This is a genomic window from Janthinobacterium sp. SUN206 (genome assembly GCF_030587305.1).
Classification (GTDB): Bacteria; Pseudomonadota; Gammaproteobacteria; order Burkholderiales; family Burkholderiaceae_D; genus Janthinobacterium; species Janthinobacterium kumbetense.
On record NZ_JAPWIB010000001.1, the window covers coordinates 1,661,644 to 1,674,435 of the forward strand.

The 12,792-nt window shown below is 66.4% G+C and carries 9 protein-coding genes; 2 read left to right on the forward strand and 7 right to left on the reverse strand.

What is annotated here, in order from left to right; translation table 11 throughout:
* Positions 1-243: 243 nt before the first annotated feature.
* Both O3300_RS07500 and O3300_RS07505 read left to right on the forward strand, forming a co-directional pair.
* Complete coding sequence (locus O3300_RS07500) at positions 244-747, forward strand: MarR family winged helix-turn-helix transcriptional regulator (RefSeq protein ID WP_077406479.1); 504 nt, start codon at positions 244-246, stop codon at positions 745-747.
* 84 nt (positions 748-831) lie between these two features.
* Entirely contained in the window at positions 832-1,749 is a 918-nt protein-coding gene (locus O3300_RS07505) for a pyridoxal-phosphate dependent enzyme (protein WP_305052601.1), read from the forward strand.
* 7 nt (positions 1,750-1,756) lie between these two features.
* Here O3300_RS07505 and O3300_RS07510 read toward each other — a convergent pair whose 3' ends face one another.
* The 7 genes from O3300_RS07510 to O3300_RS07540 form a co-directional block, all read right to left on the reverse strand.
* Positions 1,757-3,760 carry a diguanylate cyclase domain-containing protein gene (locus O3300_RS07510; RefSeq protein ID WP_305052602.1) on the reverse strand — a complete coding sequence of 668 codons (2,004 nt, stop codon included), beginning with the start codon at positions 3,758-3,760 and terminating at the stop codon, positions 1,757-1,759.
* Positions 3,757-4,287 carry an adenylyl-sulfate kinase gene (cysC, locus tag O3300_RS07515; protein WP_305052603.1) on the reverse strand — a complete coding sequence of 177 codons (531 nt, stop codon included), beginning with the start codon at positions 4,285-4,287 and terminating at the stop codon, positions 3,757-3,759. Before cysC ends, O3300_RS07510 begins: the two co-directional genes overlap by 4 nt.
* A 62-nt stretch (positions 4,288-4,349) precedes the next feature.
* Complete coding sequence (locus O3300_RS07520; protein ID WP_305052604.1) at positions 4,350-7,019, reverse strand: nitrate reductase; 2,670 nt, start codon at positions 7,017-7,019, stop codon at positions 4,350-4,352.
* A gap of 22 nt (positions 7,020-7,041) precedes the next feature.
* Positions 7,042-8,280, reverse strand: a complete 1,239-nt coding sequence (locus O3300_RS07525) for an NAD(P)/FAD-dependent oxidoreductase (RefSeq protein WP_305052605.1) — start codon at positions 8,278-8,280, stop codon at positions 7,042-7,044.
* Positions 8,277-8,630: a nitrite reductase small subunit NirD gene (gene nirD, locus O3300_RS07530; RefSeq protein WP_099667321.1), complete on the reverse strand. Its 354-nt coding sequence runs from the start codon at positions 8,628-8,630 to the stop codon at positions 8,277-8,279. Before nirD ends, O3300_RS07525 begins: the two co-directional genes overlap by 4 nt.
* 12 nt (positions 8,631-8,642) lie before the next feature.
* Complete coding sequence (gene nirB / locus O3300_RS07535; RefSeq protein WP_305052606.1) at positions 8,643-11,207, reverse strand: nitrite reductase large subunit NirB; 2,565 nt, start codon at positions 11,205-11,207, stop codon at positions 8,643-8,645.
* Positions 11,208-11,217: 10 nt separating this feature from the next.
* Complete coding sequence (locus O3300_RS07540; RefSeq protein ID WP_305052607.1) at positions 11,218-12,528, reverse strand: MFS transporter; 1,311 nt, start codon at positions 12,526-12,528, stop codon at positions 11,218-11,220.
* Positions 12,529-12,792 lie beyond the last annotated feature (264 nt).

A 12,792-nucleotide genomic window follows, 5' to 3' on the forward strand; every position in this document is an offset into this window, starting at 1 on the left:
ACCATTGATGCAACATGAGTTATTTTTTTAATCTTCCTCTCTGGCAATACGATTATTCGCTTGATATTGTTTTTTATCTATCCAGAGCAAGAAAAAAGGAAAAACTCTTTGCCGGTAAGTGATTTCCTGTGAAAACAGTGTTAGAAATACCTCAAGCACGATGATTGTTCCCAAACAAACCACTCGACAGCAAGCGTGAAGGCCTTAACCATGCCGGCAACGCCGCCCAGTGAAGGAAAAGAAATGAGCCATAATTTTGAAACGGCCGCCATGCCGCAAGCCGCCCACCCGAACAGCGTCCCCGTCAGCGAGCTGGAAGCCCATCTCGGTTACTGGCTGCGTTTCGTCTCCAACCACGTTTCCCACAGCTTCCAGAAAAAAGCCGAGGCCAATGGCGTGACGGTCTCCGAATGGGTGGTGCTGCGCGAAATGTTCCGCCTGGGCTGCACCTCGCCCACGGTGCTGGCGCAAGTGTCCGGCATGAGCAAGGGCGCCGTATCGAAACTGATCGACCGCCTGGAAAGCAAGGGCATGGTCAGCAAGTCGATCCTGCTGGCCGACCGCCGCCAGCATTCAATCGAACTGACCACGGAAGGCGAGGCGCTGGTGCCCGTGCTGGCCGGGATGGCCGACCAGAACGACGAGGAATTCTTCGGCAAGCTGCCGCGCCAGCTGCGCGACGACCTGCTCGAAGCGATGAAGGAAGTGGCGCGCACGCACCAGCTCAAGAACGCCCCGCTGAACTAGCAGCAGTCATGTATCAGCAAGGGTGACGCGGTGGCGCGGGCGCTTCGGCTATGATGCTGGCCTGACCGTTTACCAGGAACCCGCATGGCCCTGCACATCGAAACTCCCTTGCTCAACTCGCGCGCCCTGAGCCTGCACAGCGAACGCGCCATCTGGCTCAAGCTCGAAGCCTTGCAGCCGCCCGGCTCCTTCAAGATCCGCGGCATCGGCCTGGCCTGCGAAGAATACGCGCGGCGCGGCGCCAGCCGTTTCATCTCCTCTTCCGGCGGCAATGCCGGCATCGCCGTCGCCTATGCGGGACGCCAGCTGGGCATCCCCGTCATCGTCGTCGTGCCGGAAACGACCAGCGAACGGGCCAGGGCCCTGATCGCGCAGGAAGGCGCCGAAGTCATCGTGCACGGCGCCGCGTGGCAGGAAGCGAACGCGCTGGCGCAGTCGATGCTCACGCCGCAAGACGCCTTTTTGCATCCGTTCGACGACCCGCTGCTGTGGCAGGGTCACGCGGGCATGATCGATGAAGTGGCGCGCGCGCGCCTGAAGCCGGACGCCGTGGTGCTGTCGGTGGGCGGCGGCGGCTTGCTGGCCGGCGTGGCCGAAGGCTTGCAGCGCAATGGCTGGGATGACGTGGCCCTGGTGGCCGTGGAAACGCAAGGCGCGGCCTCGCTGGCGGCGGCCGTGGCCGCGCGCGACCACGTGGCCCTGCCGGCCGTGAGCAGCATCGCCACGTCGCTGGCCGCGCGCCAGGTCTGCGCGCAGGCGTTTGCCATCAGCCAGACGCGCCTGCTGCACAGCGTGGTGGTGTCGGACCGGGCCGCCGTCGACGCCTGCCAGCGCTTCATCACCGACCAGCGCCTGGTGGTGGAGCCGGCCTGCGGCGCGGCACTGGCGGCCGTCTACGGCAAGGCGCCGGAACTGGCGCCCTACCGCAAGGTGCTCGTCATCGTCTGCGGCGGCGTGACGGCCACCACGCAGCAGCTCGACCACTGGACTGCCACCCTGTAAGTAAAACCTACGGCGCCGCCTCGAGCAGCGCCACGCCATCGCGGCCCTGCCCCTTGGCGACATACAGGGCCTGGTCGGCCAGGTCCAGCAACTGCGCCGGCGTCAGCGCGCCTTCGCGGAAGATGGCGATGCCGATGCTGGTCGTCACCGGCAGGGGGCCGCTGGCCAGCGCGAAGGGCTGGCGGATGGCGTCGAGGATCTTGGCGCCGACCTGGCGCACTTCGGCCGCGCCGTTCACGCCGTCGAGTATGATCACGAATTCATCGCCGGCCAGGCGCGCCACCAGATCGCTGGCGCGCACGCTGCGCACCAGGCGCGCGGCGAATTCCTTCAGCACCTCGTCACCCGCCTTGTGTCCCAGGCTGTCGTTGATGGCCTTGAAACGGTCGATATCGAGATAGGCCAGCGCCATCGGCGCGCGCGCGGCCCGCGTGCGCTGCATGCTTTGCGCCAGCTGTTCGTCGAAGCGGCGCCGGTTGGCGATGCCCGTCAGGGTATCGGTGGCGGCGGCAGACTGCAGCGCCGTGTGCACCGCCTTGGTCTTGGTGATTTCGTGGATCAGGCCATACACGCCTTCCACCGCGCCGCTCTCGCCCACGTCCGGCACGTAACTGGTCTGGAAGGCGCGCGGGCCGGCCTCCCCTTCGCCGCCGATGGTAAATTCATACTCGACCTCCTCGCCCGCGAAAGCGCGCCGCAGGTAGGCTTCGCGCAATTGATACGCCTCTTCGCCGAGCACGTCGCGGATCGACTGCATCAGGCTTTCCCGCTGCGACCTGCCGAACCATTTTTCAAACGTGGCGTTGATGAACTGGTAGCGGTGCTCGCGGTCGATATACACGATCACCACGGGCACGTGGTCCGTCAGCAGTTTCAGGCGCCGCTCGCTGCCGCGCGTCTGCGCCTCGGCGATTTCGCGCTCGGCCACCAGCGAGTAAAAGTCGCGGCTCAAGTCGCCGATCTCGTCGCGCCGCTCGATTTGCAGCACATCGATGCCCAGGCGATGACGGCGGATCTCATGCACCTGGTGGCGCAGGCGCGCCAAAGGCTGCAACAGGCGCAGCACCACGCGCCAGCCGGCCAGGCCCGCCAGCGCTGCCAGCAGCACGGCGGCCAGCAGGATCTTGCTGCGGATGGCGTGCAGCGGCGCGAACGCGTCGCTCATGGGATAGACGGAGGCCAGTATCCAGTCCGTCGAGGCGATGCGGTGGTAGGCAAACAGGGCATCGACGCCTTGCGAGGTGGTGCCCGTCAGCCAGCCCTCGAAACCCTGCATGGCGCGCCGCGTCGGTACGCTGATGGGGCCATGCGCTTCGATATGCTGCATGATGCGCGACTTGTCGGGATGCTCGACGATCACGCCTGCGCTGGTCATGATGTACAGGTAGCCGCCCGGACCCGGCTTGAGCGCGCCCAGGCGCCCCAGGAAATCGGGCTGGCGCAGGTTCACGCTGGCCGCCAGCACATAGCGCACGCCGCCCTGCGCGTCGAACACGGGCTGGGTCACCACGACGATGGGCATGCCGGAAATGCTGCCGTTGAGCGGCGCGGAAATCACCGAGCGCCGCGTCGCCAGCGTCTGTTCGAAGTAAGGACGGCCCTTGACGTTCAACCCCGCCTGCGGCTTGAAGGGACTCACGCTGGCCAGGACAACGCCGTCGATGCCGACCACGCCGGCCGAATAGAACTCCTTGCTCAGCACCGTTTGCGCGGCCAGGAAGCGCTGCAGGCTGGCGCCGTCGTGCGCGCCGCCGGCCGCCAGGCTGTCCGCCATCGCGCGCAGCACATTGCGCTTCGCGTCGAGTTCTTCATCGATGAAGACGGCGGCGCTGGACAGCGATACGTACTGCTGGCGCCCCGTCACGTCGCGCATGCCGCGCTCGGCCACGGCCAGGGTGGCCAGCGCCAGCGAGGCGACCGCGCCCAGCACGAGCAGGAAGACGACCACGCTCATGCGCGCCTTCAGGCTGGCGGGCAAGTGCCGGCGCAGCCATTTGCGCCAGGTCGTCACGGCAGCTGCTGCAAATACCGGCACAGACGCCCGACCGACTCTTCCAGCGCCAGGGCGCCCGTGTCGAGGGTCAGCGCGGCCGCCAGCGGCGCTTCGTAGGGAGCGGACACGCCCGTGAATTCGGCGATCTGCCCCGCGCGCGCCTTCGCGTACAGGCCCTTGACGTCGCGCGCCTCGCACACGGCCAGCGGGGTGCTGACGTGGACTTCGATGAAATGCGCCGTGCCGACGATGGCGGCGGCCATGGCCCGGTCGGCGCGGCTGGGGGAAATGAAGGCGGCGATGACGGTCAAGCCCGCGCCGTTCATCAGGCGCGCCACTTCGGCCACGCGGCGGATGTTTTCATGCCGGTCTTCGGGCGTAAAACCCAGGTCGCGGTTCAAGCCATGGCGCAGCTGGTCGCCGTCGAGCAAGGCCACGGCGCGGCCCTGCGCCTTCAGCGCCTGCGCCAGCGACAGGGCGATACTGGTCTTGCCGGCGCCGCTCAAGCCCGTCAGCCAGACCGTCGGGTGTTGCACTTCTGTCATCGCACTGCCTCTCTGTTATAGAGCTGGCAATATAACAAAGCCGTGCCGGAAAGGACAGATTTTCAGGCCGCGCTGCGCGCCTCAAGCAGCAACTGTCGTATCTCCGGTACGCAGGAGCCGCAATTGCCGCCCGCCTTGACGCAGGCCGTCACCTGCGCCGTCGTCGTCAGCTTCTGTTCCACGATGGCCGCGCATATGGTGTTGCGCCCCACGCCAAAGCACGAACACACGGTGGGGCCGGCGTCCATGCCCTTGCCGATGGGCTGGCCCAGCAGCACGCCGGCGCGGTCGGCCGCATCGAGCTGCGCGTGCGCAAACAGGCCAGCCAGCCAGCTGCGCGACGGCAGGTCGGGCCGCGGCGAGACATACACGCATTGCGCGATGCGCCCCTCGTCCAGGTGCACGGCGCGGTACACGCCCGCGCTGGCGTCCGCGTAATCGAGCCAGTCGGCGTCATCGTCCGTGACGCCCAGCAGCGCGCGCGCCCAGGCGCCCAGGTCGTCGATGCGCTGGCGGCCGGCCAGTTCGTAGCGCAGGAATTGCTCGCCCTGGATGCGCGTCCAGTGCGCCACGCCGTCCAGGTTCAAGGGCGTGCGGCTCAGGACAAACGCATGCCAGTGCACGCGGAATTGCTCGATGCGCACGGGCGTGTGCTTGAATTCCGGTTCGCCCGAGACGGGGTCGACGACGGGGTTGACGACGGCGCCCACGCGCGCGTCGGACGCATTCGCGTCGCTCCAGTGGATGGGCACGAAGACCTGGCCGCGCGCGATGCCGCCGCCATGCACGACGCGCGCCACCATCGCGCCCCAGGCGCTGGAAATGCGCGCCAGCTCGCCTTCGCGCACGCTGTACAGCAGCGCATCCTGCGGGTGGAGGTCGATGAAGGCCTCGGCGACGTGCCCCGACAGTTTCGCCGCCTTGCCCGTGCGCGTCATCGTATGCCACTGGTCGCGCACCCGGCCCGTGTTCAGGATCAGCGGATAGTCTTCGTCGGGCATGTTGCGCGGCGCGCGCGGCGCCGTGGGAATGAAGCGCGCGCGCCCGTCCGCATGCGCGAAGCGGCCGTCGCCGAACAGGCGCGCCTGGCCCTGCGGCCACTGCTGCGGCGCCAGCGCGTCGTATTGCGCGGCGCTCAGCGCCGTCAGGTGCGACAGATTGAACAGGCGCGCCAATTCCCCCTCGTTGCGGAAGGCGGACAGGCGCGCGTGTTCGTCGAAAATGGCCTGCGGCGACGCGAAATCGAAGCCGGCATGGCCCATGCGCCGCGCCACGTCGCACAGCACGTCCCAGTCGGCGCGCGCTTCGCCGGGCGCCGGCAGAAACGCCCGCTGGCGCGAGATGCGGCGCTCGGAATTGGTCACCGTGCCATCCTTTTCGCCCCAGCCAAGGGCTGGCAGCAGCACGTCGGCATGGATATTCGTGTCCGAGCCGGCGCTGATGTCCGACACCACCACCAGTTCGCACTTGGCCAGCGCGCGGCGCACCTGGTCCGCGTCCGGCATGCTGACCAGCGGATTGGTGGCGATGATCCACACGGCTTTCACCTTGCCCGCCTCGATCGCGTGGAACAGTTCCACGGCCTTCAGGCCAGGCTTGCTGGCCATGCGCGGCGAGTCCCAGAAGGTTTGCACTGCCTCACGGTGCGCCTCCTTGTCGAGGTCGAGGTGCGCGGCCAGCATGTTGGCCAGGCCGCCCACTTCGCGCCCGCCCATGGCGTTCGGCTGGCCCGTGAGGGAAAACGGCCCCATGCCGGGCTGGCCGATGCGTCCCGTCGCCAGATGGCAGTTGATGATGCTGTTGACCTTGTCCGTGCCGCTCGATGACTGGTTCACGCCCTGGGAAAACGCGGTGACGACCTTGCGCGTGGCGGCAAACGCCTGGTAAAACGCCAGCAAGGCGTGCGGGTCGACCTTGCACATGGCCGCCACCTGCAAGGGGTCGCCGCAATCCACGTGGGCGGCCGCCAGCGCGTCGTCGAGACCCGCACTGTGCTGCGTGACGAAAGCGTCGTCGATCGCGCCTTCCCGCGCCAGATAGCACAGCAAGCCGTTGAACAGCCACACGTCGGTGCCCGGTTTCACGGGCAGGTGCAAATCGGCCAGCTCGCAGGTGGCCGTGCGGCGCGGGTCGATCACCACCAGTTTCATGTGCGGCCGGGTTTCGCGGATGCGGGCGATGCGCTGGAACAGGATCGGGTGGCACCAGGCCGTGTTCGAGCCCACCAGCACCACCATGTCGGCCAGTTCCAGGTCGTCATAGCAGCCCGGCACGATATCCTCGCCGAACGCGCGCTTGTGGCCCGCCACGGCCGACGACATGCACAGGCGCGAATTGGTGTCGATATTCGCGCTGCCCACATAGCCCTTCATGAATTTGTTGGCCACATAATAATCTTCCGTCAGCAGCTGGCCCGAGACATACAGGGCCACGGCGTCGGGGCCGTGCTCGGCGATGATGGCGCGCAGGCCGCCGGCCACCTGGTCCAGCGCGGCGTCCCAGGAAGCGCGCCGCAGCACGCCGTCGACGCGCACCTGCGGCTGCAGCAAACGGTTCTCCAGGTCCAGGGTGTCGCCCAGCGCCGAGCCTTTCACGCACAGGCGGCCCAGGTTGGCCGGGTGGGCCGTGTCGCCGGCGATGCGGATGGCGCCGTCGGGCAGGCGTGTCGCTTCCACGCCGCAGCCGACGCCGCAGTACGGGCAAGTGGTTTTCACGGGCGTGCAGCTAATCATGAAAGTATCCTGTTGGTCGCTGTCAGGCGGCCTGGGCGCACAGCGCCTGGCCAAACAATAAATGGGCGCGCAGCTTGCTGATATCGCGGCGCTGCTGGATCAGGTCGAAATACCAGGGACCGTCCTGCACGTCGCCATACAGCACGGCGCCGGCCAGGCGGCTGCCCTGCACCACCAGGCGCTTGTAGACGCCGCGGCGCGGATCGCGCAGCACCAGGTCTTCGCTGCCTTCGCCGCCGATGATGTCGCCGGCTGAATACAGGTCGATGCCCGTCACCTTCAACTTGGTGGCGCTGGCTTGCTGCACGTAGCGGCGGTGGCCCGCGCCGGCCAGGTGCGCGCCGCACACGCGCGCCTGCTCCCAGATGGGCGCCACCAGGCCGAAGGTGGCGCGCCGGTGCTGCACGCATTCACCCACGGCGTACACGCGCGGGTCATAGCTTTGCAGGCAGTCGTCGACGACGATGGCCCGTTCGCAGTGCAGGCCGGCCGCTTGCGCCAGCGCGATGTTAGGGCGCACGCCGGCCGTCATCACCACCAGGTCGGCGGGAATGCTGCTGCCGTCCGCAAACTGCACGCCTTCCACGCGGGTGCTGCCCAGAATGGAGGATGTTTGCGCCTGCATCAGGAAACGCAGGCCGCGCGCTTCCAGCGCCGTTTTCAGCAGCATCGAGGCAGGTGCGTCCAGCTGCTGGTTCATCAACGCGCCGCTCATGTGCACCACCGTGACGTCCATGCCCTGGCGCTGCAAGCCGTTGGCCGCTTCCAGCCCCAGCAAGCCGCCGCCGATGACCACCGCGTGGCGGTGCGTGCGCGCCGCCTGCAGCATGGTGTCGACGTCGCTGATATCGCGAAAACCGATCACGCCGGGCAGCTGGTGGCCCGGCACGGGCACGATGAAGGGCGTGGAACCGGTGGCCAGCAGCAGGCGGTCATAGGCAACCGTGATGCCGGACAGCGACTGCACCGTGCGCGCCTGGCGGTCGATGCGCATGACGGGGTCGCCCGCGTGCAGGGTGATGCCGTTGTGCGCATACCAGTCGCGCGTATGCAGCATGATGTCGTCCACCGTTTTTTCGCCGGCCAGCACGGGCGACAGCAGGATGCGGTTGTAATTGCCGTGCGGCTCGGCGCCGAACACGGTGATGTCGTACAGGTCCGGCGCGAGTTTCAAGAGTTCCTCGACCGTGCGCATGCCGGCCATGCCGTTGCCGACGACGACCAGCGAGGGACGCGCAGTGGCCCTGACTGGCGGATTCACAGGGCCACCCACACCATGTCCGCAAACACGCGCGCCGGCCAGGCGGCGACCGAGTGTTCCGGCGCTTCGATGCACTCGCCGCTGGCCAGGTCGAAATGCTGCTTGTAGATGGGCGAGGCGACGACGACGCGCTCGCCGATACTGCCCACGAGGCCCCGCGACAGCACGGAAGCGCCCGCGTTCGGGTCGATATTGTCGATGGCGTACACGCGCGGCGCGGCGTCGCCGACGCGGAACACGGCCACGTGGCGCCCATTGAGCAAGGCGCACACACCCGTGTCGGGCACGATGTCGGTCAAGGGGCAGATGGCCACCCAGTTGTCGGCGGTGGCGCCGGAAAGTTCATTCATCGCATTCATGGCTCAAGCCTCCACGGCAAGGATGGGGATCACGGTGCCGCGGCGTTCGTCAAGCGTGGCGGGCCGGATCTGGCCCCGCTCTTCGACAAACACCACGTTTTCATCGTTCTTTTCGCTGTTGACGAAATGGCGGAAGCGCTGGCGCACGGCGGGGTCCGTGACGGCCGCTTTCCATTCGCACGCATAGGTGTCGACCACGTGCTGCATGTCCGCCTCCAGTTCGTGGGCGATGCCCAGGCGGTCGGCCACGACGACGGACTTCAGATAATCGAGGCCCCCTTCCAGGTTGTCGCGCCACACGCTGGTGCGCTGCAGGCGGTCGGCCGTGCGCACGTAAAACATCAGGAAGCGGTCGACGTAGCGCACCAGGGTGGCTTCATCGAGATCGGACGCCAGCAATTCCGCATGGCGCGGTTTCATGCCGCCATTGCCGCACACGTACAGATTCCAGCCCTTTTCCGTGGCGATCAGGCCGATATCCTTGCCTTGCGCCTCGGCGCATTCGCGCGTGCAGCCGGAAACGCCGAACTTGATCTTGTGCGGCGTGCGCAAGCCCTTGTAGCGGTTTTCCAGCTGAATCGCAAAGCCCACGCTGTCGGCCACGCCGTAGCGGCACCAGGTGGAGCCGACGCACGATTTGACCGTGCGCAAGGATTTGCCGTAGGCGTGGCCCGACTCGAAGCCGGCCGCGATCAGCTCTTCCCAGATGGCAGGCAACTGGTCGACGCGCGCGCCGAACAGGTCGACCCGCTGGCCGCCCGTGATTTTCGTGTAGAGACCGTATTTTTTCGCCACCATGCCCACGGCGATCAAGCCGTCGGCCGTCACTTCGCCGCCCGGCATGCGGGGTACGACGGAATACGTGCCATCCTTCTGGATATTGCCAAGGAAATAATCGTTACTGTCCTGCAAGCTGGCGTGCACAGGAGAGAGCACGAAATCGTTCCAGCAAGAGGCGAGGATATTCGCCGCCACGGGCTTGCACACGTCGCACCCCAAACCCTGGCCATGCGCGCCCAGGAGCGCGCCGAAGCTGCGGATCTTGCCCACGCGCACCAAGTGGTGCAATTCCTGGCGCGAGTACGCAAAGTGTTCGCACACGTGGTTGTCGACTGCCAGGCCCTGCTTCTGCATTTCCGCCTTCATGATCTGCGTCACGAGCGGCACGCAGCCGCCGCAGGCCGTCCCCGCTTTCGTGCAGCTTTTCAAGGCGCCGATGCTGGTGGCTCCCCCGGCGACGGCCGCGCACAGCGCGCCCTTCGACACGTCGTTGCACGAGCAGATTTGCGCCGATTCGGGCAAGGCGTCCACGCCCAGGCCGACCTTTTGCTGGCCGTCCGCCTGCGGCAGGATCAGGAATTCGGGGGATGCCGGCAGCTCTATCTTGTTGAGCATCATCTGCAGCAAGGTGCCGTATTCGCTGGCGTCGCCCACCATCACGCCGCCCAGCAGGTACTTGCCGCAGTCGGAAACGACGATTTTCTTGTAGATCTGCTTGCGCTCGTCCATGAACTGGTAGGAGCGGCTGCCCGGCGCATTGCCGTGCGGGTCGCCCAGGCTGGCGACGTCCACGCCCATCAATTTGAGCTTGGTGCTCATGTCGGCGCCCTTGAACGATGCTTCGCCCGCTTCTCCTTCTTCCTCCTGCAGCACGTGGCGCGCCGCGATGCGCGCCATTTCATAGCCGGGCGCCACCAGGCCGAACACCAGACCGCCCCACAGCGCGCATTCGCCGATCGCGTAGATGTCCGGGTCGGAGGTGACGCAGCTGTCGTCGATGGCGATGCCGCCGCGTGGCCCCACGTCCAGGCCGCAGGCGCGCGCCAGTTCGTCGCGGGGGCGGATGCCGGCCGAGAAGACGATCATGTCCGCTTCCAGGTGGCTGCCGTCGGCGAACTGCATGCGGTGCGTGGCCGCCTCGCCGTCGACGATGGCCAGGGTATTTTTTTGCGTGTGCACGGTCACGCCCAGTTCCTCGATCTTGCGGCGCAGGACGCGCGCGCCGCCCTCGTCCACCTGCACGGCCATCAGGCGCGGCGCGAATTCCACCACGTGGGTGTCCAGCTTCAGATCGCGCAAGGCCTTCGCGCATTCGAGGCCCAGCAGGCCGCCGCCGATCACCACGCCGGTGCGGGACTGGGCGCCCCAGGCCAGCATGGCTTCCAGGTCTTCGATGGTGCGGTAGACGAAGCAGCCGTCGCGCTCCTTGCCCGGCAGCGGCGGCACGAACGGCGTCGAGCCGGTGGCAAACACGAGTTTGTCGTAGATCAAGACTTCGCCCGTGCTGGCCGTGACGGTTTTCGCCGCGCGGTCGATGGACACGGCACGCGCATTGAGCTTCAGCACGACGTTGCCCTTGTCGAAGAAGCCGGGCGCCACCAAGGAGAGGTCGTCGGCCGATTTGCCGCTGAAAAATTCGGACAGATGCACCCTGTCGTAGGCGGGGCGCGGTTCTTCGCACAGCACGGTGACGTGCAGGTGCGGCGCGTTTTCCAGGGCCAGGCGTTCGAGGAATTTATGCCCGACCATGCCATGGCCAAGGACGACGATGTTCAAGGGGTGGTTCATTGCTGTCTCCTCAGGCCGCGGCCATGTTCGGTTCGGCCGCTTCGCGGGTAAAGCGCACGGCGATGGCGCACAGGGCCGAGATCACCACCAGCGCGCTGAGGATGATCAAGGTCTGGCGGATATCGCCCGTGCCCTTCATCAGGAAACCGGCCGCCACGGCGCCCACGTTGCCGCCCGCGCCGATGATGCCGGCCACGCCGCCCAGCGCGCGGCTGTCGATAAAAGGCACCAGCGCATAGGTCGCGCCGCACGCCATGTGGGTGAACAGGCCGAAGACCAGCATGGCGATGACGGCATACGTGACGCTGTCGACCTTGGCAAACCACAGCAAGCCCACGCCTTCGCCGATCATCAGCATGAACAGCAGGGTCACGCGGCTGTTCAAATTGCCGCGCAGGGCCAATTTATCCGACATCCAGCCGCCCAACGCGCGGGCAAACAGGGCCAGCAAGCCGAAGCTGCCGGCGGCCAGTCCCGCCGATTTCAAGGACAGGCCGAAATGGTCGACGTAGTACACGGCGGCGATGTTGTGGATGAAAATCTCGATGCCGAAGCAGGCGCCGTAGGTGACGAACAGCAGCCACACGCGGTAGTTGGCGCTGGCGGCCTTGAAGCTGTCCCAGCCACCGGCCGGAGCATGTCCGGCCTTTCCACCCTCGATAGCCACGCCAGCGGCGCGCAAGTCCGCGTAATTACCTTCCGGGCAATCCTGCGTATAGCGCCAGTAGAGGGCAGCCATCACCAGCATCAGCACGCCCGGCACCAGCAGCGCGATGCGCCAGCCCATCGATTCGGACACGCCCAGCATCAGCACAGCGCCCAGCAGCAAGGGCATCAATGCCTGCGCCGCGCCGCCGCCCGCATTGCCCCAGCCGGCGGCGGCCGCATTCGCCGTGCCCACCACGCGGGGCGCAAACATCACGGAGGTGTGATATTGCGTAATGACAAAGCTGGCGCCGACGGCGCCGATGCCCAGGCGGAAGAACAGGAAGCTTTCATAGCTTTGCGACGCGGCCACGCCCAGCACGGGTATGGCGCCCAGCAGCAGTAAGCCCGTGTAGGTCTTGCGCGGGCCGTAGCGGTCGCACAAGGGCCCCACGATCAGGCGCACGAGGATGGTGATGGCGACGGCCGCGATATTGATATTTGCCACTTGCGCCAAGGAAAGGCCGAACTCGCCCTTGATGACAGGCATCAGGGGTGCGCAGGCGAACCAGGCGAAGAAACACACGAAAAATGCCATCCACGTCAGGTGGAATGCGCGCATGGGCGGTGTGGCGAGGGAGAAGAGCGCAATGCGCGTTGCTTTTTGGCTGGCCATGATGGTTCCCGAAGTATCCCGTTGATAAAACAAAACGGCGCCCGCCCCCGCCGATCAAAAAAATCAGCCTGGGCGGACGCCGTTGTCCATGTGGTCCGTCGTTGGACCGTTGTGCGTTTATTCAGGGGATCGCCGTTGATCCGTATCTCTTGTGTAGCAAGCGCCGTGCCAGCTTTTGCAGGGGTACGCGGCGCCATTTGCACTGGCTTTGCGCCAGATCATGGCCAATCACGGTGCAAGCACGCCACTTGCTGGTGCATGCGG